Below are 24,629 nucleotides of genomic sequence, written 5' to 3'. Positions count from 1 at the left end.
TCTTTTCTCTTCATCCTTCTTAAATATACCATCCACCGTTTACGCGGATAATTTGACCCGTTATATAATGTGCCTTTTCACTGGCCAAAAAGACAACCGCATCCGCAACGTCTTGTGTTGTACCGAAAACACCTGCTGGTATTTCTTCTAAAATAAGCGTACGTGCTTCCTGTTCTACATGGAGATTCATTTTCGTATCGATGAACCCTGGCGCTACCGCATTAACCGTTACCTTCGAGTGTGCAACTTCTTTTGCGTATGCTTTCACAAATGCATGTTGCGCTCCCTTAGCAGCAGAGTATGCCGCTTCATAAGAGGCCCCCGTTTCTCCCCATATAGAGCCAACGAAAATTATGGAACTATGCAATTGCTTACGAAGCTTGGAAGTCACCTTACTTAAAAGGAACATCGGATGCTCCACATGCACTTGAAATAAGTGACGTATTTCTTCCGCAGTTGTATCTTCCAGCCCTTTATACAAGCTGTGCCCATGAGCAAAAACGATGGAATGAAGGGAATAAATTGAATTCGCTAATTTTTCGATGGAGCTTATTTCCCGCATATCCGCTTGTATAAGCATGAATTCTTGGGAAGGGTATAATTGTTCCAATTCATCGATCAGCACGCTTACACGCGCTTTATTACTTGAATAGTGTAGGTATAGAGACCAGCCAGCTTTCGCCAAGTTTCGACAAATCGTGTCCCCTATTTCTCCTGAAGCCCCTAACACTAATGCAAACTTTTTACTCATTGCTGTTTTTCTCGAATGGAACAACCGTAAATACTGTATGCGTCTGTTCATCTTTTAAAGATTCTAGAGCTTCAACTACTTGAACCATTGTTAGATTTTCAAGTGCAGGAACAACGTCAAATAAATTCATATCGTTAAATGAATATCTTGTAAATTGGTTGGCAATATATTCGATGGAGTTCAAAGCCCGTAAGAAAAACCCAATTTTTTTACGTGTCACTCGCTTTAAATCTTCGTCCGTAAACTGCCCCTCTTTTCCATATCGTTGAATTGATTGTTTAATCTTCTCGGCAAGTTCTTCTGCATTTACTGTATCCGAACCGATCATTGTAAAGCCATAGCCTTTTTCCATCGAAAAGTCTGCTGAATATGATTCATCGATTAATCCTTTTTCGTAGACGTCCTGATAAAATGCAGATGTTCTACCAAATAATAATTCGATTGCCACTTGCATAGATAGCTCATAATTTAGCATTTCTTTTCCTGAAATATCGGTATTAGTCGACTTGATGCCATAAATAATTTTTGGTTTTTGCACATCCATTTGTAAACTGCGTTTTTCAAAAGCAACATTCGTTTGTTCAGTCGGGAAAAATCGCTTTATTTCTTGTGGAGCTTCGAATTTTTTCGCAGCTTGATCTTGCTTAATGAAATTCATCATTTCTTGTGGGTTCACAGCTCCAACAACAAATACGGTCATATTGGATGGATGATAAAATGTGTGATAACACTCATATAAATGATCGGCCGTAATTTTATCAATAGACTCTACTGTACCCGCAATATCGATTTTCACTGGGTGTTCTTTATACATATTTTCAATAGCACCGAAGTATAAACGCCAATCGGGCTGGTCATCATACATCGTTATTTCCTGGGCAATGATACCCTTTTCCTTTTCCACCGTTTCTTCAGTGAAATAAGGTTGCTGTACAAAATCAAGTAATGTTTTCGTATTTTCTAATACATGATCGGTAGATGAAAATAAGTAAGTCGTTTTTGTAAACGAAGTGAAGGCATTTGCAGAGGCCCCTTTTTCGCTAAACTGTTGAAAAACGTCTCCTTCTTCTTTCTCAAACATTTTATGCTCTAAAAAATGAGCAATCCCGTCCGGAACGATTACCGGATCCTTTTTCCCAAGTGGAATAAATTCTCGGTCAATTGAGCCATACTTCGTCGAAAAAGTTACAAATGTTTTGGAAAACCCTTTTTTTGGTAATATATATACATCTAAACCATTCGGCAATTGCTCATGGTATAACGTTTCTTCTAATTGTTTAAAATATGTTTCATTCATTGGTTGCACCTTCCTTACCTGATAGGAAATAGACGAATTCCTTCTCTATTTTCTGAGCCATTTCTTGAATTTGATCCTTCGTGACATTGGACCATTTGGCAACCCAGTTTTCCACTGTAAATGACTCATTTATTTCTTTATATTGATCGTAAATTTCAATTTGTGCGCGAGCTGAATCCAATGCTTCTTTTAATTGGTTTGTTAACATCGATTTTGTTTGATTGATTTCTAAATCAGAAATATCGCCTTGTTGCATCGCTTTTAACTGTTCATCAATTAGCTTCACCGCTTTATCCTGCAAATTAGCATCAATACCCGCTAAGACGAATATCAATCCATATAATGACGCATAACTACTTGATGCATAGTAGGCCATACTTTCTTTTTCACGCACATTCATAAATATTTTGGAATGTGCAAAGCCACCTAATATACCATTCGTCATTTGCATAATCGGGAATTCTTCTGAGAAGAAAGTAACTGGTGTCTTGTATGCAATATGCAACTTACCTTGTTTCATATCTTGGATTTCATGTAAAAACCCATTTTCTGAGGAAGCTTTTGCAGCTTCTACATCGTGTACTAGTACTGATGTTCTGTTTGTAAACGGAAAATGGCTAGCTATTTTTTCTTTGATTTCTTGTGCATTGACATCCCCGACAATATAAATAGACAAATTGTCTTCTGTGAGGATCGTTTGATGCATGGCTACTAATTGTTCATTTGTTACAGCTTTAACTGCTGGAACCGTACCATTAGCAGAGATAGAAGCAGGGTGATTTGGACGAATATTCTCTAGCAATCGTTGTTGAGCATATCTTGTTTTATCGTCATACATCGATTGAATACGTTCAATAACTTGGTCTTTTTCCCTAGTTACAATCGACTCTACAAATTTTCCATCAACTTGTTTTGGTTTGAAAAGAACTGTATGTAATAAGTTGAATACTTCATCCACTACTTTTTCGTTGGATAAATAAGCATCATTTACAGTTTCCGCATTCAACGAAAAAATATGATGATTCCCTTTTTTTCCCGTATCAAAATATAAAACGGCACCATATAAATCATCTAAACGCTTTCGGAATTCCGCGTTCGTTGGGTATTCTGCATTACTATATTGCAAAACATTCGCTAAAACAGCGCGAATTGCCGCTTGTTCTTCGGTTAACTGTTGTTTCCATTTAAACGATATATTAATCGTTTTAAATTGTTCTGTAGGTCTTACGTAAAGCTTAACGCCACGCGCAAGTTCAAATTGTTGAAACATGTTGTAATATCCCCCTTTTTCTTTCTAGTGTATCTCTTATACCATTTTACTATACATATATTCATTGTACATATTCAAACAACTATATCAAATAGGAACGAACAATGGAATAACGTACATAATAGGGATAATAAGTCTTAGTGAGTTGACTGGTGACCACTGTGATTTTCGCTGTAGTTGTACGCTTTCCGTGGGGTGAGTGATGAGCCATCCCCGCCGCTTAGGCGTACGTTGGGATGTCTCATCTTACTCACTTGATCCCACTGGAGTCGACATCTGCAGCGAAAATCAATGGAAAATCGCTTACTAATTCAGTATCTACTAGCTAAAAACAAAATCTTCTACAGTATTTCGACAGTGTGAATCCAATAAATGGATTAGGGCAACCATTCGGTCATTGAAAGCAATCAATTCTATTCCGAAAGCAACCAAATCAGCGCGATGGCAACTAAATTGCCAATGAAAGCAACCATTTCTTAAAATAGCTCTTTACTTGGATTGAGACGGCTTTGACTACGACGCACTATCCCTAAAATACATACAAGATAAAAGTGTCTTATGTTTTATAGTTCCCAACACAAACAACAAAAAGGGACCAAATTTAATTGGTCCCTTCTATTTTATCGTTTTCCTTTAATATACGGTACACCACTAGCTTTTGGTGCATGTGCTTTTCCGATAAATCCAGCTACCGCTAAAATCGTCAAGACATACGGTAATATATGCAAGTAATAGCTTGGTACTTGATTGATAATCGGAATTTGTCCACCGACAATACTTAATGCTTGTGCAAAACCAAAGAATAATGCGGCTCCAAGCGCTCCAAGTGGATGCCATTTACCAAAAATCATCGCAGCAAGCGCCATAAACCCTTGTCCATTAATCGTCGAATGGCTGAATTCGGCTGAAATAGATTGTGCATAAACTGCTCCACCAACACCAGCGAACATACCAGATAAAATAACAGCTATATAGCGCATTTTCGTTACATTAACACCCATTGTATCTGCTGCCATGGGGTGTTCACCTACAGCGCGAAGACGTAAACCAAATGGTGTTTTATAAATAACAAACCACGCACCGATTGCTACGATGAAAGCTAAAATCGATGTTGAATAGACATCTTTAAAAAACATAGGTCCTAGAACCGGAATATCACTTAAAAAAGGAATATCAAAACGGATAAAGCGTTCTTGAATATAATCTGTTTGTCCTTTCCCGTAAATCATTTTAACGGAGAACAATGCAATCGCGACACCTAGCATATTGATCGCTACCCCAGAAATCGTTTGATCTGCACGGAATGAAATCGTTGCTACTGCGTGCATAATCGCAAATATACCAGAAACGATCATTGCCGCTATAATCGAAACCCAAGGAGTCATCGCACCAAAAGTACCGACAAACGTCAAGTTGAAAATAATCCCGATAAATGCTCCCATTACCATTAAACCTTCTAGTCCAATATTAACAACACCAGAACGTTCTGAGAAAACCCCACCGATTGCAGTAAAGATTAACGGAGCAGCATAAAATATGGCCGACGGAATAATGAAATATAGAACCTCTAAAAAGCTCATGTTATTTCGCCTCCTTTTTCTTGTTTAACTTTAGAAGGAAATAGCGAATAATGTAACCACATGCTACAAAGAAAATAATAAGGGCAATAACGATTGAAACGATCTCAACCGGTATACCTGCTGCGTTTGGCATATTTAATGAACCAAATTTCAACGCACCGAATAAAGTGGCACCGAACACAACCCCGAGCGGCGTATTTGCCCCTAAAAGAGCTACTGCGATTCCGTCAAATCCAATTCCTGTAAAGCCACCTTTTACACTCGCGTATTGGAATGTACCAAGTGCTTCCATTGCACCAGCAAGTCCTGCAAAAGCTCCAGAAATAACCATTGAAAGAATAATGTTTTTGTTTACATTCATACCAGAATAAGCGGATGCGTGCTTATTAAATCCAACTGCCTTCAATTCAAAACCAGTCGTTGTTTTTTCTAAAATAAACCACATTACTAGAACCATGGCAAGTGCTATGAAAATACCATAATGTAATCTCGAAAAATCTGTCATACTTTCAAAAAAAGCAGATTTCAAAGAAGCCGTTTCTTTAATAGGTTCTGTTGTTTCTTTTCCTTTTGCAACGATACGTATAAGCACATTCGTCGTATGAAGTGCAATATAGTTCATCATAATCGTTACAATTACTTCATGAACTTGTAATTTTGCTTTTAAAAGACCAGGTATAAATGCCCATAGTCCTCCTGCTACAGCAGCTGCGATAATGGCAAGTGGTAAATGAATATACATTGGTAGGTCGAAGGCAATTCCTACATATGCAGCTGCAAACCAACCGACTAGTAATTGTCCTTCTACACCGATATTAAATAACCCTGTACGGAAAGCAAAAGCAACTGCTAAACCGGATAACAAATAAGGAGTTATTGTACGAACAGTTTCTCCAATTGTATAGGAATCTCCAAAAATACCGTTCCATAATGCAGTATACCCTGCTACTGGATCATATCCACTTGCTATCATCACTACTGCTCCAACAAGTAGACCTAATATAACGGAAATAACAGGGACAAGTATATTAACTACTCTATTCGGCATTTTCTTTATCCCCCTGTTTTACAACATTTTCTCTCGTAGTTTGACCTGCCATTAACAATCCTAGCTCCTGCTCTGTTGTTTCTTTTGGCAATAATGTATCCACAATTTGCCCATCATAAATAACCGCGATTCGGTCTGAAACGTTCATAACTTCATCTAGTTCAAACGATAGTAGTAGTACCGCCTTGCCTTTATCACGTTGTTCGATCAATCTTTGGTGAATAAATTCGATTGCACCAACATCTAATCCTCTAGTTGGAAGTGCAGCGATCAATAATTCTGGATTACGTTCGATCTCACGTCCAATAATCGCTTTTTGCTGATTACCACCAGATAAGGCACGTGCTGGAGTATATTCTCCTTGTGTTCGAACATCATATTCGCGAATTATTTTCTGAGCTAGCTCCGAAACTTTTCCATAATTCATAATACCATTTTTGGAAATCGGATCTAGGTAGTACGTTTGTAATGCAATATTATGCCCGATTGGGAAATCCAGTACAAGTCCGTGCTTATGACGGTCTTGTGGGATATGCCCAACCCCTGTTTCTGTCACTTTACGAGGCTTTTTGTTCGTAATATCTTGTCCATTGATCGAAATAGATCCACTCTTTGTTTTTCTAAGTCCAGTAATAGCTTCGATTAACTCCGATTGACCATTTCCATCAATTCCTGCAATTCCTAAAATCTCGCCTTTACGTACTGTTAAATTTAAATTTTTTACTTTTTCAACGCCACGATAATCAGTAACAACTAGATTTTTAACAACTAGAGCATCATCGGTAGGATTTGCTTCGTCTTTCACTGTTGTAAAATCAACTTGTCTACCAACCATTAAAGAAGCAAGTTCATTGGGATTTGTTTCAGAGGTAATAACTGTACCAATTCCTTCTCCTTTTCGAATAACGGTCACTCTGTCTGAAACGTCCATAATCTCTTTTAATTTATGCGTGATTAAAATAATCGACTTTCCTTCTTGAATGAGTCGCTTCATAATTTGGATGAGCTCCACTATTTCTTGAGGAGTAAGAGATGCGGTCGGTTCGTCGAAAATTAGTATTTCAGCACCACGATATAGTGTTTTTAAGATTTCTACACGTTGTTGCATACCAACAGATATATCTTCAATTTTAGCGTATGGATCCACTGCCAAACCGTACATTTCTGATAAAGAATGAATTTTTTTGGCAGCATCTTTAATATCGATCACGCCGCCCTTCGTTAATTCATTCCCTAAAATAATGTTTTCTGTTACCGTGAAATTTTCCACAAGCATAAAATGCTGATGAACCATCCCGATACCAAGATCATTCGCTACGTTCGGATCTGTTATATTCACAGTCTTCCCATTCACTTTTATCTCTCCGGCTTCCGGTTGATATAGGCCAAATAGTACATTCATGAGAGTGGATTTTCCAGCTCCATTTTCTCCTAAAAGAGCATGAATCTCTCCTTTTTTTAATTGGAGAGTAATATTATCATTCGCAACAAATGATCCAAACTCTTTTCGAATGCCTAGCATCTCTATTACATATTCCAATGAATTCACTCCCTACTATACTAGTACAAAATTAATACAGGAAAGACTTTAAATTTTTAAAATCTTTCTTCTATTAATTAAAATATCATAAAGACCGAAATATCTCGGTCTTTATGATTTTCGTTTAATAATTTATTCCAAAGTTTCAGGAACAGTAATTTCTCCAGCAGCAACTTTATCTGCATACTCTTGGATTTGGTCTAAAACGTCTTGTGGGATATTTCCACGTGAATCAGCAAGTTCAACGCCTTCTTCAGCTAAACCATAAGTTAATGTAGTTCCACCTGGGAAGTCTCCAGCCATTGCAGCATTCGCAACGTCTTGTACCGCTACTCCAACTTTTTTCAACATAGAAGTAAGTGTTACGTTAGAATCGCCAACAGCGCCTTCTTCGTATTGGTCAGAGTCAACTCCGATTACCCATACGTTTGCATTCGGATCTTTTGTTTTACGTTCTTTTGCTTCTGCAAATACACCGTTACCAGTACCACCAGCTGCGTGTGCAATAATATCTACACCTGAAGAATACATACGGTTAGCAGTTGTTTTACCAAGTGCAGCATCATCAAATTTACCAGTGTATTGTACATCTACTTTAATACTTGGATCTACTGCTTTAACACCTTCAACGAATCCTGCTTCAAAACGTTCGATAACTGGAATTTCCATTCCTCCAACGAAACCAACTTGTTTAGTTTCTGACATAAGTGCAGCTGCAACACCAGCAAGGTATGCTACCTCTTGTTCTTTAAACAATACAGAAACAACGTTTGGCTTGTCCGCAACACCATCAAGAATAACGAATTTGTTATCCGGTTTTTGGTCAGCAATTGTTCCAATCGGCTCTTCTAATAAGAAACCAATACCATAAACGATGTCGAAATCGCGACGTACTAAGTTATTTAAGTTTGTTACGTAATCAGCGTCTCCTGCTGATTGAAGATAGTCAAAACCACCATCGCCTCTTTCAAGACCATGTTCTGCACCCCAAGCTTGAAAACCTTCCCAAGCTGATTGGTTGAAAGATTTGTCGTCTACTCCACCAACGTCAGTGATCATTGCAATAGAAAAATCTGTTGATTCTGTAGTGCCTTTGTCTGTACCTTCTGAACCAGTTGATGCTTTTTCGTCTTTTGTACCACAAGCGCCAAGAATTGTTCCAGCAGCTAGGACAAGTGAAAGACCTAAACCAAATTTACGTTTTGTCAAAATGAAAACCTCCATTTATTTTCTTATTAGCAGGACTCGGAAATATTTTACACCCTTTTTCGAACAACATGAAAGCTAAATTTATCTGCCCGAAAATAATTTTTCGAGTACAATACCACACGATCATTCTCGTCATAATGCAGTTGTTTTAATACAAGCAAAGACGTCTCCGGAGCACAATTTAATGTAGGAGAAGCAATTTCATGGTATCCAACAGGATCGATGTATGCAACCGCATGGGATACATGAATTTCTCCAGATTCCTCCAATGCGGAAAAAATAGAACCTTCTTCTCTAATGAGAAAATCTACAGGCAAGTAATTCTTTGGAACTTTATCCACACAATATACTACTGGTTCGCCATTTGCAGTACGGACCCGCTCCATCGAAATAATCGATTGCTCGTCCTTACATTCAAAGCGATTCATATCTTCTTCAGTTGGAAGCGATTGCATCGAACTCAAATAAATTGTTCCTGGTTCCATACCCGCGCTTCGAATCATAGAGGAAATACTCGAAAGCTGTTCAATACCAGACGTAAAGACAGGTTTTGAATTAACAAAAGTCCCGACTCCATGTCGTCTGACAATTACATTTTCTTCTTCCAAAAGACGTAAAGCTTCTCTTAAAGTTGCACGACTGACACCTAGTGATTTTGCTAATTCAAACTCAGAAGGAAGTTTTTCCTTTTCCTTGAATATGCCCTTTTCAATGTCTTCTTTTATACGATCAATCACTTGAAGATATAAATGACGATGATCTACTTTTATTGTCATATAAAAACACCACCATTTTTAGAGATCAGACCTCTGATGTAAAACCTTCCTACTAATCAGTCATACTATAACACTTTTAATTAGTGAAATAAATACTTTTATAAATTTTTTAACTATTTACTTAACAATAATTTAACCTTTTTGTAATCGTTTTGTCATATATAATCAATATCTACGGCGTTTTTTGCAATAAGTAGTTGGCATGGCCTACTTCCTTTATGAGGTCCTACTAATATACCCAATTCGAGTTAATCGATAATTCCTGCAACTTGAAATAACCCATTATAAAGCGTTTGTGGATTTGTCAAATCGATGCAGTTACATATTCTATTACTAATTGTGCAGCCTCATCATACAATTCATCCCGGTATACTTGTTCATGTTGTTTTTCTACTTCATCTGGAATCATTTCATCTTAGTACTGTTTACAAAATTAATACAGGAAAGACCTTAAATTTTGTAGGTTGAATTTTTTAAAATCTTTCATCTATTAATTAAAATATCATAAAGACCGATGAGCATCGGCCTTTATGATGTTAGAAAAACTAATTATTCTACTGTTTCAGGAACAGTGATTTCGCCATCAACAATTTTTTTAGAGTATTCTTCGATTTGGTCTAGAATATCTTGTGGGATAGCTCCGCGAGAGTCAGCAAGCTGCACCCCTTTTTCTGCTAAACCATAAGTTACTGTTTTCCCACCTGGGAAATTACCAGCCATTGCTTCATTTGCAATTGTTTGTACTGCTACATCTACACGTTTTTGCATAGAAGTTAGTGTAATGTTAGTATCACCAATAGCACCTTCTTCGTATTGGTCAGAGTCCACTCCGATTACCCATACGTTCGCATTAGCATCTTTTGTTTTACGCTCTTTAGCTTCCGCGAATACACCGTTACCAGTACCACCAGCTGCGTGGAAAATAATATCAATGCCTGAAGAATACATACGGTTAGCAGTTGTTTTACCAAGAGCTGCATCATCAAATTTACCAGTGTATTGTACATCTACTTTAATACTTGGATCTACTGCTTTAACACCTTCTACGAATCCTGCTTCAAATCGTTCGATAACTGGAATTTCCATTCCTCCAACGAAACCAATTTGTTTTGATTCAGACATAAGTGCTGCTGCAACACCAGCTAAGAAAGAACCTTCTTGCTCCTTAAACATTACAGAAGCAACATTTGGTTTATCCACAATACCGTCGATGATAGCAAGTTGTGCTTCCGGTTGTTGGCCTGCAATCGTACCAATTGGTTCTTCCATTAAGAAACCGATTCCATAAACTACATCGAAATTACGACGTACTAAGCTGTTTAAGTTTGTCATATAATCAGCATCGCCTTTTGATTGAAGGTAATCATAGCCACCATCCCCTTTTTCAAGGCCATGTTCGTTACCCCACTCTTCAATACCTTCCCATGCTAATTGGTTGAAAGACTTATCATCTACACCACCAACGTCGGTTACCATAGCGATAGAGAAATCTTTTGTTTCTGTAGTTTCAGTATCCTTGCCTTCTGAACCTGTTGAAGTTTTTGTTTCTTCGTCTTTTGTACCACAAGCTCCAAGGATAGTACCTGCAGCTAATACAAATGATAGACCTAAACCAAATTTACGTTTTGACAAAATGAAAACCCCCAATTATTTTCTCTTTTTCTTATTAGTAGGAATTTAAAGCCTTTTACACCCTTTTTCGAACAACATGAAAACTAAATTTATCTGCTCGAAAATAATTTTTCGAATACAAAACCACACGATCGTTTTCGTCATAGTGAAGTTGTTTTAACACAAGCAAAGAAGTTTCCGGTTCACAATTCAAAGTCGGTGAAGCAACTTCATGGTATCCAATAGGGTCTATAAACGCGACCGCATGAGATACACGTATGTCTCCAGATTCCTCTAATGCAGTAAAAATAGAACCTTCTTCTCTTATGAGAAAATCATTAGGCAAGTAATGCTTTGGAACTTTATCGACACAATACACAACTGGTTCTCCATTTGCAGTACGGACACGTTCCATTGAAATAATCGATTGCTCTTCTTTACATTGGAAGCGCTTTATATCTTCTTCTGTTGGAAGCGATTGCATAGAACTCAAATAAATTGTTCCTGGTTCCATACCCGCACTTCGAATCATAGAGGAAATACTTGAAAGCTGTTCAATACCAGACGTGAAGACGGGTTTTGAATTAACAAAAGTCCCGACTCCATGTCGTCTGACAATGACATTTTCTTCTTCTAATAAACGTAGAGCTTCTCTTAAAGTTGCACGACTAACACCGAGTGATTTTGCTAATTCAAATTCAGAAGGAAGCTTTTCCTTTTCTTTGAATATGTTTTTTTCAATGTCTTCTTTAATACGATCAATCACTTGAAGATACAAAGGACGATGATCTACTTTTATTGTCATATAAAAACACCACCATTTTTCGAGATCAGACCTCTGATGTAAAACATTCCTACTAATCAGTCATACTATAACACTTTAAATGTTCAAAATAAATACTTTTATTATTTTATTATCTATTGACTTTACATAAACTTTATCTAATTGTAATCATATTGTCATATTAAATCAGAATCTCCAGCGTTTTTTGAGACAAGTACTTGACGTGGCTTACTTCCTTCATAAGGTCCTACTATTCCACCCAATTCGAGTTGATCGATAATTCTAGCAGCCCGAGAATAGCCTACTCTAAATCTTCTTTGGATAAGTGAAACCGATGCAGTTTGCATATCTGTCACTAATTGTGCAGCTTCATCATAAAGCTCATCCCGATCCACTTGTTCTTGCGACTCTTCTACTTCATCTGGAATCATTTCTTCTTGGTAATTAGCTTTTTGCTGTTCGATGACAAAGTCGACCATGCGTTCTACTTCAGCGTCTGACAAAAAGGCACCTTGCACACGAACAGGTTTCGAACTTCCTGCTGGTAAAAACAACATATCTCCTCGACCTAAAAGCTTTTCCGCGCCACCCATATCCAGGATGGTGCGTGAATCGATCGCTGAAGATACAGCAAAGGCTATTCTAGAAGGAATATTTGCTTTAATAATTCCAGTAATAACGTCCACACTCGGTCTTTGTGTCGCAATAATTAAATGGATACCAGCAGCACGAGCCATTTGCGCTAGACGTGTGATGGAATCTTCTACATCACTGGATGCAACCATCATTAAATCCGCCAACTCGTCCACAATGACTACGATATATGGAAGCTTCGGATGTTTTTCATCGTTTTCTTCGTTCCATTTGTCGATATATTCATTATATCCTTCCATATTTCGTGTACCTGTATGGGAGAACAAATCATATCGTCGTTCCATTTCCGAAACGATTTTTTTCAATGCTTGTGATGCCTTTCTAGGGTCTGTCACTACCGGAGCAAGCAAATGCGGTATGCCATTATATACATTTAGCTCCACCATTTTTGGGTCGATCATCATCATTTTTACTTCATGCGGTTTTGCTCGCATCATGATGCTTGTAATAATTCCGTTAATGCAAACACTTTTCCCACTTCCAGTTGAACCTGCTACTAGTAAATGGGGCATTTTGTTTAATTGCGCAAGTACAGCTTGTCCAGTTACGTCTCGTCCAAATCCAATGAGCAGTTTCAAATTCGGCTTATTATTTTCCTCCGATTCTAATACCTCACGTAAGCTAACGATGGCCACTTCTGTGTTCGGAACTTCAATCCCAATAGCAGATTTACCTGGAATCGGGGCTTCAATACGAATATCTCTTGCTGCAAGCGCTAGCGCCAAATCATCATGTAAACTAACAATACGGCTTACTTTCACTCCAACGTCTGGAAGGACTTCGTATTTTGTCACTGCTGGACCTAAATGTACTTGCGTTACTTTTGCTTTTACGCCAAAACTTAAAAATGTCTTTTCTAGTTTTTGAGCATTAGCTTGAAGTGCATTTAACTCGCCACTTTGGTCGCTATGTGCAGGAGCATCTAAAAGTGTAATAGGCGGCAGTTGATAATCTTCGTTTTCTACTTCTTCCGCTTCCATATGGAGTTCAATTGGTTCCGTTATTTCTTCTGGCTCTACTTCGACCTTCTCTTCTCTTTTCGCGATTCGTTCCGTAAAAGCCGAAATAATTGGTGCAGAAACTTCCTCTACCACTTCTTCTCTAATCGTTAAAACCTCATCATGGACAGTCACTGCTTCTTCCTGAGGCTGTTCTTTCTTCGATCGTCTTGTTGTCTTTTTAGGTGGTGCCGGTTTTTTCTTTTTCTTATAATCGGCTATTTTATCTCGAAGTTTTGGTGCACCTTCCATCATTAATGGTACAAGTGCCTTCCCAGTCCATAAAATAATTCCTATTAATAATAAAAGCCAACCAGCAATCTTTGCACCAGAGGAATCAAACAAAACATGAAACGAGGCAAATAAAACAGCCCCTAATATACCTCCACCAAGAGAACTCGTTTGATTTATAATACCTCCACTTTCCACTAACACACGATAGCTTTCCCTTAAAACAGAATTGGTCATTAATCCTTTTCCTTCAAATAGTTGTTGGAAAAGAGCTATGTGACTAAATAGCAATAAACTACTTAAAATAAACCCACTTCCCAATAAGAGACGATGATTCCATGCTGGAAAAGTTTGCTTCATCATAATTATAAGTGCATAAACGATAAACATAAAAGGAATGGCAATATGCCAGTTCCCGAATAGGAAATAACCGATATATGCTAGCCCTCGACCAACTAGACCATATTCGAAAAAGGAAATGATCGCTAGTCCAATAATAAGTAATCCAATAATTTCAAACATTAGCGGATGCATTGTCTTTTTTTTCGGTGCTGCTTTTTTTACTGGTTTTCTTTTAGTCTGTGCCAACCATATCACCTGCTTTCGTTATAAAAAGGGATCTCCTTCCGTGTTCCGAAAGGAAATCCCTTTATTATTCATATTAATATTCCATAATAATCGGGATAATCATTGGACGACGTTTAGTTTGTTGGAATAAATATGAATTTAGCGTATCACGGATTTCTTGTTTTATGTTTGTCCATTCAAACGTTTCTTTATTCACATATTTTTCAACAATTGTTCGAACTAGTTGCGCCGATTCTTCCATAAGTTCCTCTGATTCTCTTACATAGACGAAACCTCTCGAAAGAATCTCTGGACCAGAAGCTATTTTCTTTTGCGCGCGGTTCAATGTAACTACTACGATAAAAATACCATCTTGGGATAGAAGTTTACGATCACGTAGAACGATATTCCCTACATCGCCAACACCAATTCCATCGATCAGGACATTTCCAGCTTGTACTCTTCCACTCATGCGCATTTTACCATTTTTGTATTCGACAATATCGCCTTTATCCGCAATAAATATTTCTGATTTTGTCATACCAGTATCTTGTGCTACTTTCGAGTGAGCCATTAACATACGGTACTCCCCTTGAATCGGGATGAAATATTTTGGCTTCGTTAAGTTCAACATCATTTTTAAATCTTCTTGACTGCCATGTCCAGATACATGGACATTTTTGCTAGCCGTTAACACTTTAGCACCAACTTTTGCGATTTGGTTCATCGTTTGGTACATACCAACTTCCATTCCTGGTGAAGGAGTAAATGTGATAAGCACAGTGTCTGTATCTTTAATCTTAATATCTTTATGGTGTTTACGAATCATTTTTTCCAGCGCTTCTAAAGGTTCGCCTTGATTGCCTGAAACAATGACAACCACATTTCCATCTTCATGCTTGGCGATTTCTTTAATCGAAATAAGCGTGTCTTCTTGGACTGTGAAATAACCAAGATCCAATCCGATTTGGAATGTGTTTTCTAACGTTTTTCCAGCTATCGCTACTTTCTTACCTGTTTCCGCCGCTTTATCTAATACTTGCTGAATGCGGATGAAATTAGATGCATATAAAGCTACTAATATACGACCACGTGCAGCGTGGAATGTTTCGGATAATTGGTTTTCAATGACAGCTTCCGATGTAGTATAACCCGGTCTTTCTGCTTCTGTTGAGTCGGATAAAAGAATGAATACTCCTTCTTCTCCTAGCCCAGCGATTTTTGCGATATCCGGACGATACTTCCCTTTTGCTGATTGATCAAATTTAAATTCACCAGTGTGTACGATCGCACCTTCTGATGTGTGAAAAACAATTCCAAGTGAATCTGGAATACTATGTGTTGTGTGGAAGAATGTTACATGTGTACTTTGAAAATTCATCCGACTTTTATTTGTTACTTCAAAATATTTGACCGCTTGTTTGGTAGGCAATGCTTTTAAATGTGTTTTCGCTAAAGCAATTGTCAATTTAGAACCGTAGACAGGTGCTTGTACCTTTTGCAATAAATAGGAAATAGATCCAATTGCATCTTCATGTCCGTGCGTTAAAAAGATTCCTTTTACGCGGTCTTTATTTTCTTCTAAATACGTAATATCTGGAATAACGATATCAATTCCAAGCATTTCATTTTCAGGGAACATTAGCCCACTGTCTACAACAAAAATTTCTTCATCTATTTCTACTACATACATTGCTTTTCCGATTTCCCCTACTCCACCGAGTGGGATAATGCGAATAAGTTCATTTTTTACTTTAACCAAATCTTTTCCTCCTATTATTAACCCGACCAACATCCACTAGATTTTATTATATCGAACGACGACGATTCACACAAATAAAAAAAGACAGAAAGAAAAATAAAATGTCCCGAGCGTAAGGTACACTTTAACTTTCCTCCGTCTTTTTGGTGAATATTATTTATTTTTCAAGTACTCTTCCCAAATGAGGTCGTATGCTTTTTTCTCGTCTTCTGTCATTTCTACGAGTGGTAACCTCAGGGAACCTACTTCTACTCCCACTTTGGAAAGTGCATATTTCACTACTACTGGATTTGGGTGTGCAAACAGTCCATGTATAACTGGTAAAATCGTTTGATGGATTTTAGCAGACTTTTGGTGGTCTCCTGCATGAAATGCTTGTATCATTTCTTGCATATCGTTCCCAATTACATGTGAAGCAACAGAAATGACCCCGGACCCTCCAAGCGCAAGTAGTGGTAAAGTTAACGCATCGTCTCCACTATATACACGGAACTCATCATCCACGCCAGCTAAAATTTTCGTCATTTGATCCAAATTTCCACTCGCTTCTTTAGCGATTTGAATGGATGGAATTTTACTTAAAGCGATCATGGAATCCGCTTCTAAATTGACGACCGAACGTCCTGGAATATTATAGACTACAATCGGTAATGTTGTCGCATTTGCAATTGCTTCAAAATGCGCAATCATCCCGCGCTGATTTGGTTTATTGTAATACGGTATAACAAGCATTAGTGCATCTACACCAAGCGCTTCCGCTTTTTGCGACAAGTCGATCGATGCCGCAGTATTATTACTTCCCGTTCCTGCTATTACCGGAACTCTCTTATTCACTTTTTCAACTGTAAATCGAAAGAGTTCCAACTTCTCGTCCGTTGATAGTGTTGGAGATTCTCCAGTTGTACCACAAACAACGAGGGAGTCCGTTCCAGTTGCTAGTAAATGTTCGATTAACTTTTCTGTTGCAATAAAATCAATGGAACCGTCTTCTGCAAACGGAGTAACCATCGCTGTGGAAATATGACCGATATTCATTTGATTACACCTCTTATCAAATTCGCCCTGGCGTATTTGCGTCCAGATTTTTATCGAGCCTGAGGCCTACAGGATGTAGGTCATGCGGGAGTTGCGACAGGACGTTGCGAACTTAGACCGCCTTCCTTAAATTCCCCTAAAAAATCTGTGACATCCGCCGGAGGTTTTAACTTTATTCAGCTTGGTTAGAACCTTCACTAAATTGTCTACTTAATTTGCATTCATCTTACCACTTATAACATTAAAAAGGTCAGCTGAATGCAGTTAAAATACGTTCCTCTATTAATGCTTCCGCAATTTGAATCGAATTTAGTGCTGCCCCTTTTAATAGATTATCAGATACAATCCACATATGGAAGCCGTTATTGTTGGAAGGATCTTTTCTAATACGCCCAACGAAAACATCATCTTGATCTTCTGCAAAATAAGGCATTGGATACAGTTGTTGTTCCGGTGAATCTTGTACAGTGATCCCTTTTGTATTGGATAATAATTGTTTCAATTCTTCTACTGTTACATTCTCTTGATCTACTTCGACATAAACTGATTCCGAATGACCCGTTACAACAGGCACGCGCACACAAGTTGCTGCAATAGATAGCTGCGGAAGTGTCATAATTTTCTTCGTTTCATTCATCATTTTATGCTCTTCAAATGTAAAACCATCTTCTTCAAATACATCAATTTGTGGAATTACATTACCAGCGATTGGATAATGCTTGTCAGCACTTTTAACCGGTAAAATCGCTGGATTTGGATTTTTTTCATTAAGCTTTTCACTTTGTATAGTTAACTCATCGATTGCCGCTGCTCCCGCACCAGAAACTGCTTGGTAAGTAGAGACGATAACTTTATTTAAACCGTATGCATTGCGAATAGGTTCTAGTGCGCAAACCATCTGAATAGTGGAACAATTCGGGTTAGCAATAATCCCTTGATGGGCATGTAACGCTTGTTTGTTTACTTCTGGCACGACAAGTGGTGTGTCTTTATCCATTCGAAAAGCACTTGTATTGTCTACAACAATCGCACCACGGCTTACCGCCTCTTTTGCTAGTACTTTCGAAATAGAACCACCAGCTGAGAAAAATGCGACGTCTACTCCTTCGAATGATTCAGGTGTTGCTTCCTCTAGCGTATATGTTAAACCATTCACTTCCACTTCTTTACCTGCAGATCGCTTGGAAGCTAAAAGTTTTAACTTTGTATATGGAAAGCTTCTTTCTACTAACTTTTCAATAATTTTTTGACCGACAGCACCTGTCGCTCCTACTACTGCTACTGTAAACCCAAGTGACATAAAAGCTCTCCTCCTAAAATCAAAACATATTGGCGATATTGTATCATATTATACATGAAAATACATCACTATTTATATTTATGATGAATGTGCAATGAGCAAAGGTTGTAGTTGTTTCTTCTGAATGGCGTGTTCCACAGTAGGTACAATCCTTGTGAAATCAGCGATTAGCGAGTTTGGTTTGGAGTGAGGATTGTCTTGACCAAAAGGAATAAAATAAATATTTTTTGTCGATAAAAGTTTCATGATATTCATCCCATTCAATCCTAATGCATCATTTGTCGATATTCCTAGGACTACTGGTTTGCCATTTCGTAATGTCGCTTTGGCTGCCATTAAAACAGGAGAATCCGTTTGCGCATTCGCCAGTTTACTAATCGAATTTCCGGTCATCGGTGCAATAACCATACAGTCGAGTGGATTGGTCGGTCCAAAAGGTTCTGCCTCGACAATTTTGGAAATGACTTTACTACCACTTGCACCTTCAATTTTTTCAATCCATTCTTCTCCCGTTCCAAAACGGGTTGCTGCCGTTAACACTGAATACGTAATAATTGGCACCACGACAGCGCCCAAATCTGTGAATTGTTTTATCATCGGAATTACTTCCTCATACGTACAATGAGATGCCGTAATGCCAAGACCTATTCTAAGATCTTTTAACACTAGTTTTTTCCTCCTCTAAAAAAGACAAATGTTTTTGAACCGCTTGGGCGATGAGTAAACCGGCATCTTGTGGAAAATACATACCTGGCAAACTAGTCGCAAGTGCATAATTGGATGGGATATTATCCTTTGTATCCAGTAAACATCCTGGATTGGAAGCAAGGTCGAAAACTTGTTTAAACAAGTCCGCCTGTTTATTTTCCAACCACTTAGATGGTATGGTGTTGATCAAGTAGGCTGATTGATTTTTTTGTTTATCCAATACATTTTCTAACGTTTCTATGTCATAGCCGTAGCTTTTTGCTTCAAATAATTGATGTTCGGATCGTACAGAAATAACTACTTTAGCCCCTAGATGATGCAAAGCATGTGCAAGTCTTTTTCCTACTCTTCCATAGCCTGTAATAATAAATTGCTTATTATAAATCGCTTGTTTTTCCTCAGTATAAAAATAATTAATAAAACCTTCTGCCGTAAGATTCGCATTATCCCAAATGTATTGCTCATCTTCTAAATAGGCAAAAACGTGCATATTCCTACGTTCTATTTCTTTCTCAATCTCTTCATTTTGTTTCCCGACAAACAAGACTTTACATGATTCAGGTAAGATAAATGGACATTCCATTTGAAGCGGTTGAATTGGCAAAAATAAAATCTGTGGTTCAAATTGTTCCACTGCCTCTTTTAGTTCTTCATCCCATGTCATTGTCGCAATTAATTTCGTTTCTAAATCGCTACTAATGGCTGTATGGAAGTAGGATAAGCGTAGGTCTGTTCCGATAATAATACATTTCTTTTTCATGAATAATCACTTGCATCGCTGGTTGAATCAGTTTCATTGAACAATATACGATCTTTTCCAATAAGGATGATTTCTTCCCAAGCGATAAATTCTTTTTTCTTATTTGCTTTGTTTGCCTGGAAAAAAGATGCTGCCTTTTGAAACACTTCAAAGCCTTCTATTTTACCGGTTTTTGGGTTGAATAATAGTTCTGTATCCGCAAGCTTCCCGTATCTCGCACCGTCTTTCACTTGGATTAATTCTTTTTCTGCCAGTTCCGAAAGTAACAATCATTTCCCTCCTTATTTCTTTCTATTTATGTATATGCCATTTTATGAAGCAAAGTGAATTAAAAATAAAGCAATCACGGTTTATTTACTACTTGATGTCTAACACATTGTCGGCGATTTAATGGATGTTGAGCTAAATAGGGATAATGCGTCTTAGTGACCTCTATTAGGTGTCTGCCGTGATTTTCGCTGCAGGACGGACGCTTTCCGTGGGGTGAGTGATGAGCCTTCACCGCCGCTTAGGCGTACGTTGTGAAGTCTCATCTTACTCACTTGATCTCACTGGAGTCGCCGCTGCAGAGAAAATCAGTGGAAAATACTAGCTGAACGGGATCCGGTATTATCAATAAAAAGTTGAAAGAGACAATTTACACTGCGAACGTGACAATAATATAGCTGAACACGACAAACTTGTCTTGCAGATGCCGGTCTGACAAGTTCGGAGTGCTTTTAGGTATATTATTTCCATAATGCACCCAAATCGTGGTCATCTCAATCCAAGTAAACTTGCTGATTTAAGAATTTAGTTGCTTTCATCAGCTATTTGATTGCTCTCGTGATGATTTGATTGCTTTCATACTGGAACTGGTTGCTTTCCATGAATGGTTGGTTGCTCTTAGCCATTTACTGGATAAAATAGACCCATAAAATGTAGCAAGCTTTGTCACCAGCAAACAAATATTGAAAAAGCAAGTGATTTCCATTGATTTTCGCTGCAAGAGTCGACTCCAGCCGAGGCCAACACGATGTTGGTCACGAAGGCGTTGCCACACGATTTGGTGCTCTTAGCCTTTGTGCCCTCTGTGAGCAAAATGAGACATCTCAGGCGGACACCTAAGAGGCCTCTCTTAGACGCTTTATCCCCACAATGCGAACCATAACTTATAACTGTAATCCATCGTCTATTCTTTAATAAAAAAACGCCAATCATCATTGATCGGCGTTTTTTGGCATAATAATTGATATAGCTGGCTTGTGGGAAAAGATTTCTTTTGCTAAATCCATTACAGATGCTAGCGTTACTTCATCTATTGTTTCACTCACTTCATCAAGTGAACGATGTTTTCCATATAATAATTCATTTTTGCCATTACGGCTCATCCGTGCATTTGTACTTTCTAAGCCTAGTAACAGATTTCCTTTTAGTTGCTCTCTTGCACTTGCAACCTCGGTTTCTGTAAATCCGTTTTGGACAATTGTTTCAATGGTATCTGAAATAGAGGATTGTAATTCATTTAATTGTTTGCTAGAAGTTCCACCGTAAATTGCAAGCACACCCGTATCTTCATAAGAAGAGTGATACGAATAAATAGAGTAGGCTAGCCCTTTGTCTTCTCGGATTTCTTGGAATAATCTAGACGACATACTTCCACCTAAAATATTATTTAAAATGACTAAGCTATATATATTATCTGCTTTTACTGCTAAACCTGGGTAGGCTAAACAAATATGTGCTTGTTCTGTTTCTCTACTTTTTTCTGTATAAATCGGGCTAATTACTGGTGTAGAAAATGCTGTACTCTCCTGTGTTCTCTTACGAGTGAACTGTCCAAATAATGATTTAATATAGTCTGTAAGTCCGTCTGGAATATTACCAGCTATCGAAATGACAACATTTTCTGGTGTGTAATGCTTTTCCATATACGATAAAATCATTTCTTTCGTAAAGCTATTCAGTGTTTCTTCCGTTCCTAAAATCGGCGCTCCAAGTGGATGATCACCGTACATCTCTTTCCACAAATACTCATGGACGATATCGTCTGGTGTGTCTTCAACCATATTTATCTCTTCCAATACTACTTGACGTTCTTTTTCTATTTCGATTGGGTCAAATACAGAATGGAAGAACATGTCTGCGAGTATTTCAACGGCGTGGCTTGCATGATGATCTAATACTTTTGCGTAGTAACAAGTATTTTCTTTCGAAGTAAATGCATTAATATTACCACCAATGCGGTCGAATTCCTCCGCTATTTGTTTTGCCGTTCTTTTGGTCGTCCCTTTAAACAACATATGCTCGATAAAATGGGTTAATCCGTTCTCTTCTGGGAGTTCGTATCTTGAACCCGCTTGCACCCAAATACCGACCGCTACGGAGCGCACATGAGGAATATGTTCTGAAACGATTCGAAGCCCGTTATTACAAGTAATTTTCTTTATCAATATTGCACCTCTGTCTAAGTTATTTATGTAGGATATTAATGGGTATTAAAAAAAGTTGCCGTAGTTATTATATGCCTACGGTCAACCTAATTTGCAACAATGAATTATTTATTATTGTTGTTCTTTTTGTTCTTCACGTTCTTTTTCTTCTTTTAGTACAACTTTGCGAGATAAGTTTACGCGACCTTGATTGTCTATTTCGATAACTTTCACTAGAAGCTCGTCTCCAAGTTTAAGCACATCTTCTACATTTTTCGTACGTTCTTCTTGAATTTCTGAAATGTGTAGGAGACCATCTTTTCCATTGAATATTTCGACGAAAGCACCGAATTTTTCAATTCGTTTTACTTTTCCTAAATAATATTCGCCAACTTGCGCTACGCGGACGATGTCTTCAATAATTTGTTTTGCACGTGCAATCATTTCTTCATCTGGAGATGCAATATAAATTGTACCATCTTGCTCTGTATCAATTTTTACGCCAGTTTCATCAATGATTTTATTAATCTGTTTCCCACCAGGTCCGATTACATCACGGATTTTGTCTGGGTTAATTTTGATCATTGTAATTTTCGGTGCGTATTGTGATAGTTTCTCACGTGGTTGGTTAATCGTTGCAAGCATGCTTTCTAAAATTTGCATACGACCAATTTTCGCTTGTTCTAGTGCTTCTTCTAAAATGGTCTTAGATAAGCCGTCGATTTTAATGTCCATTTGAAGCGCTGTAATCCCTTTAGATGTACCAGCCACTTTAAAGTCCATATCTCCTAGATGATCTTCCATCCCTTGAATATCTGTTAAAATCGTGTAATGCTCGCCTTTTTTCACTAACCCCATTGCAATACCTGCTACTGGAGCTTTTAGTGGAACACCAGCATCCATCATCGCTAGTGTAGACGCACAAATACTTGCTTGAGAAGTAGAACCATTCGATTCTAATACTTCAGCTACTAGGCGAAGTGTATATGGGAAATCAGCTTCGTCTGGAATAACCGCTTCTAATGCACGCTCACCCAAGGCACCATGTCCAATTTCACGACGACCTGGAGCACGGATTGGACCCGTTTCCCCAACGCTAAATTGTGGGAAATTATAATGATGCATGAAACGTTTTGTTTCCTCTAAACCAAGACCATCGATAATTTGTACATCGCCAAGTGGACCTAATGTACAAATACTTAATGCTTGTGTTTGTCCACGTGTGAACAAGCCTGAACCATGTGTTCTAGGTAAAATGCCAACTTCAGAAGAAAGTGGGCGAATTTCTGCTACACCACGCCCATCTGGACGTACTTTTTCTTCTGTGATTAGACGACGAACTTCTTCTTTCACCATTGCATCTAATATTTCACGAACTTGTTTTAATGTTTCATCGTCCGCTTCTTTTTCTGTATATTGTTCTAAAACTTCATTTTTAACTTCTGTAATGGCATCTTCACGTGCATGTTTTTCTTGTACTTGAATAGCTTGTACAAGTTTAGTTTCGCAAATGCCTCTTACTTCTTCAAAAAGCTCTTTATCTAATTCGAAAAGAGGAATTTCTTTTTTCTCTTTTCCAATTGCAGCTACTACTTGTTCTTGGAATTCGATTAGTTTAATGATTTCGTTATGACCGAACATAATTGCTTCTAGTACGACTTCTTCTGAAACTTCTTTCGCTCCAGCTTCAACCATATTAATCGCATCTTTTGTTCCGGCAACTGTTAAATCAAGTGTACTCTGTTCCATTTGTTCTACTGTTGGGTTAATGATGAATTCATCGCCAATTAAACCAACTTGAACTCCAGCAATTGGTCCGTCAAACGGAATATCTGACACGCTAAGTGCTAAAGAAGAACCTAGCATCGCTGCCATTTCTGATGAACAGTTTTGATCAACAGACATAACAATAGAGATTACTTGTACTTCATTACGGAATCCGTCTGGAAATAATGGACGAATCGGACGGTCGATTAGACGACTTGTTAAAATCGCTCTCTCAGAAGGACGTCCTTCTCGTTTAATAAATCCACCAGGAATTTTACCAACCGCATATAGCTTTTCTTCATAGTTCACTGTTAGTGGGAAGAAATCTAGGTTTTTCGGTTGTTTAGAAGCAGTTGCAACTGATAATACACTTGTATCGCCGTATCTAACTAATACTGCTCCATTTGCTTGCTTTGCAAGTTGTCCAATTTCTACTTGTAAGGGACGTCCTGCCCATTCGTACGTAAATACTTTCTTTTCACTCATTTATTCAAAACTCCTCTCGACTTCAAAACTTCTTATTAAATGTATATATAATCTATATATGTATCATAAGTAGTGTATCAAAAA

The 24,629-nt window shown here is 37.9% G+C and carries 19 protein-coding genes; all 19 read right to left on the bottom strand.

All coding sequences use genetic code 11. From position 1 onward, the window contains the following. Nucleotides 1-19: 19 nt before the first annotated feature. Entirely contained in the window at nt 20-751 is a 732-nt protein-coding gene (gene ymfI / locus ACIQ38_RS05750; protein ID WP_402819246.1) for an elongation factor P 5-aminopentanone reductase, read from the bottom strand. Beyond that, a complete protein-coding gene (yfmH, locus tag ACIQ38_RS05745) occupies nt 744-2,048 on the bottom strand; it encodes an EF-P 5-aminopentanol modification-associated protein YfmH (RefSeq protein ID WP_402819243.1) in 1,305 nt (434 codons plus the stop codon). Before yfmH ends, ymfI begins: the two co-directional genes overlap by 8 nt. Further along, nucleotides 2,041-3,318, bottom strand: coding sequence for an EF-P 5-aminopentanol modification-associated protein YfmF (gene yfmF, locus ACIQ38_RS05740; RefSeq protein WP_402819240.1), 1,278 nt, complete (start codon nt 3,316-3,318; stop codon nt 2,041-2,043). The genes yfmH and yfmF overlap by 8 nt, the downstream gene beginning before the upstream one ends. 620 nt (nt 3,319-3,938) lie before the next feature. Then, a complete protein-coding gene (locus ACIQ38_RS05735; RefSeq protein WP_402819237.1) occupies nt 3,939-4,898 on the bottom strand; it encodes an ABC transporter permease in 960 nt (319 codons plus the stop codon). Between the two features lies 1 nt (nt 4,899). After that, on the bottom strand, nt 4,900-5,946 hold the full coding sequence (locus ACIQ38_RS05730; RefSeq protein WP_402819234.1) for an ABC transporter permease: 1,047 nt from the start codon (nt 5,944-5,946) through the stop codon (nt 4,900-4,902). Further along, nucleotides 5,936-7,486: an ABC transporter ATP-binding protein gene (locus ACIQ38_RS05725; protein ID WP_402819231.1), complete on the bottom strand. Its 1,551-nt coding sequence runs from the start codon at nt 7,484-7,486 to the stop codon at nt 5,936-5,938. The genes ACIQ38_RS05730 and ACIQ38_RS05725 overlap by 11 nt, the downstream gene beginning before the upstream one ends. A 132-nt stretch (nt 7,487-7,618) precedes the next feature. Then, nucleotides 7,619-8,695, bottom strand: a complete 1,077-nt coding sequence (locus ACIQ38_RS05720; protein ID WP_402819228.1) for a BMP family lipoprotein — start codon at nt 8,693-8,695, stop codon at nt 7,619-7,621. Nucleotides 8,696-8,742: 47 nt separating this feature from the next. Continuing rightward, nucleotides 8,743-9,471 carry a GntR family transcriptional regulator gene (locus tag ACIQ38_RS05715; RefSeq protein WP_402819225.1) on the bottom strand — a complete coding sequence of 243 codons (729 nt, stop codon included), beginning with the start codon at nt 9,469-9,471 and terminating at the stop codon, nt 8,743-8,745. Nucleotides 9,472-10,020: 549 nt separating this feature from the next. Next, nucleotides 10,021-11,103, bottom strand: a complete 1,083-nt coding sequence (locus ACIQ38_RS05710) for a BMP family lipoprotein (RefSeq protein WP_402819222.1) — start codon at nt 11,101-11,103, stop codon at nt 10,021-10,023. 55 nt (nt 11,104-11,158) lie between these two features. Further along, nucleotides 11,159-11,887, bottom strand: coding sequence for a GntR family transcriptional regulator (locus ACIQ38_RS05705; RefSeq protein WP_402819220.1), 729 nt, complete (start codon nt 11,885-11,887; stop codon nt 11,159-11,161). A 155-nt stretch (nt 11,888-12,042) separates the two neighbouring features. Then, complete coding sequence (locus tag ACIQ38_RS05700; protein WP_483880206.1) at nt 12,043-14,283, bottom strand: DNA translocase FtsK; 2,241 nt, start codon at nt 14,281-14,283, stop codon at nt 12,043-12,045. 127 nt (nt 14,284-14,410) lie between these two features. Then, nucleotides 14,411-16,078 carry a ribonuclease J gene (locus ACIQ38_RS05695; RefSeq protein ID WP_402819214.1) on the bottom strand — a complete coding sequence of 556 codons (1,668 nt, stop codon included), beginning with the start codon at nt 16,076-16,078 and terminating at the stop codon, nt 14,411-14,413. Nucleotides 16,079-16,231: 153 nt separating this feature from the next. Continuing rightward, entirely contained in the window at nt 16,232-17,113 is an 882-nt protein-coding gene (dapA, locus tag ACIQ38_RS05690; RefSeq protein ID WP_402819211.1) for a 4-hydroxy-tetrahydrodipicolinate synthase, read from the bottom strand. Between the two features lie 250 nt (nt 17,114-17,363). Then, nucleotides 17,364-18,413, bottom strand: coding sequence for an aspartate-semialdehyde dehydrogenase (locus ACIQ38_RS05685; protein ID WP_402819208.1), 1,050 nt, complete (start codon nt 18,411-18,413; stop codon nt 17,364-17,366). 78 nt (nt 18,414-18,491) lie between these two features. Continuing rightward, the gene (locus ACIQ38_RS05680; RefSeq protein WP_402819205.1) at nt 18,492-19,079 is read right to left on the bottom strand and encodes a dipicolinate synthase subunit B; all 588 of its coding nucleotides are present in this window, start codon (nt 19,077-19,079) and stop codon (nt 18,492-18,494) included. After that, nucleotides 19,063-19,881 carry an NAD(P)-dependent oxidoreductase gene (locus ACIQ38_RS05675; protein WP_402819202.1) on the bottom strand — a complete coding sequence of 273 codons (819 nt, stop codon included), beginning with the start codon at nt 19,879-19,881 and terminating at the stop codon, nt 19,063-19,065. The genes ACIQ38_RS05680 and ACIQ38_RS05675 overlap by 17 nt, the downstream gene beginning before the upstream one ends. Then, nucleotides 19,878-20,150, bottom strand: a complete 273-nt coding sequence (locus ACIQ38_RS05670) for a YlmC/YmxH family sporulation protein (protein ID WP_402819199.1) — start codon at nt 20,148-20,150, stop codon at nt 19,878-19,880. Before ACIQ38_RS05670 ends, ACIQ38_RS05675 begins: the two co-directional genes overlap by 4 nt. A 930-nt stretch (nt 20,151-21,080) precedes the next feature. Next, on the bottom strand, nt 21,081-22,313 hold the full coding sequence (locus ACIQ38_RS05665; RefSeq protein ID WP_402819196.1) for a M16 family metallopeptidase: 1,233 nt from the start codon (nt 22,311-22,313) through the stop codon (nt 21,081-21,083). A 111-nt stretch (nt 22,314-22,424) separates the two neighbouring features. After that, complete coding sequence (pnp, locus tag ACIQ38_RS05660) at nt 22,425-24,545, bottom strand: polyribonucleotide nucleotidyltransferase (RefSeq protein ID WP_402819193.1); 2,121 nt, start codon at nt 24,543-24,545, stop codon at nt 22,425-22,427. Between the last annotated feature and the right edge of the window lie 84 nt (nt 24,546-24,629).

It is taken from the genome of Psychrobacillus sp. NPDC096389 (assembly GCF_044762855.1).
Lineage (GTDB): Bacteria > Bacillota > Bacilli > Bacillales_A > Planococcaceae > Psychrobacillus.
Note: the sequence above shows the minus strand (reverse complement) of the source record. Positions and strands in the feature narration are given on the sequence as shown.

Excerpts from the sequence above, each read along its gene's own strand:
- yfmF (WP_402819240.1), bottom strand. The coding sequence starts at position 3,318 with ATGTTTCAACAATTTGAACTTGCGCGTGGCGTTAAGCTTTACGTAAGA.
- ACIQ38_RS05735 (WP_402819237.1), bottom strand. The coding sequence starts at position 4,898 with ATGAGCTTTTTAGAGGTTCTATATTTCATTATTCCGTCGGCCATATTT.
- ACIQ38_RS05700 (WP_483880206.1), bottom strand. The coding sequence starts at position 14,283 with ATGCATCCGCTAATGTTTGAAATTATTGGATTACTTATTATTGGACTA.
- ACIQ38_RS05685 (WP_402819208.1), bottom strand. The coding sequence starts at position 18,413 with ATGTCACTTGGGTTTACAGTAGCAGTAGTAGGAGCGACAGGTGCTGTC.
- ACIQ38_RS05705 (WP_402819220.1), bottom strand. The coding sequence starts at position 11,887 with ATGACAATAAAAGTAGATCATCGTCCTTTGTATCTTCAAGTGATTGAT.
- dapA (WP_402819211.1), bottom strand. The coding sequence starts at position 17,113 with ATGAATATCGGTCATATTTCCACAGCGATGGTTACTCCGTTTGCAGAA.
- ACIQ38_RS05715 (WP_402819225.1), bottom strand. The coding sequence starts at position 9,471 with ATGACAATAAAAGTAGATCATCGTCATTTATATCTTCAAGTGATTGAT.
- ymfI (WP_402819246.1), bottom strand. The coding sequence starts at position 751 with ATGAGTAAAAAGTTTGCATTAGTGTTAGGGGCTTCAGGAGAAATAGGG.
- pnp (WP_402819193.1), bottom strand. The coding sequence starts at position 24,545 with ATGAGTGAAAAGAAAGTATTTACGTACGAATGGGCAGGACGTCCCTTA.
- ACIQ38_RS05675 (WP_402819202.1), bottom strand. The coding sequence starts at position 19,881 with ATGAAAAAGAAATGTATTATTATCGGAACAGACCTACGCTTATCCTAC.
- ACIQ38_RS05730 (WP_402819234.1), bottom strand. The coding sequence starts at position 5,946 with ATGCCGAATAGAGTAGTTAATATACTTGTCCCTGTTATTTCCGTTATA.
- yfmH (WP_402819243.1), bottom strand. The coding sequence starts at position 2,048 with ATGAATGAAACATATTTTAAACAATTAGAAGAAACGTTATACCATGAG.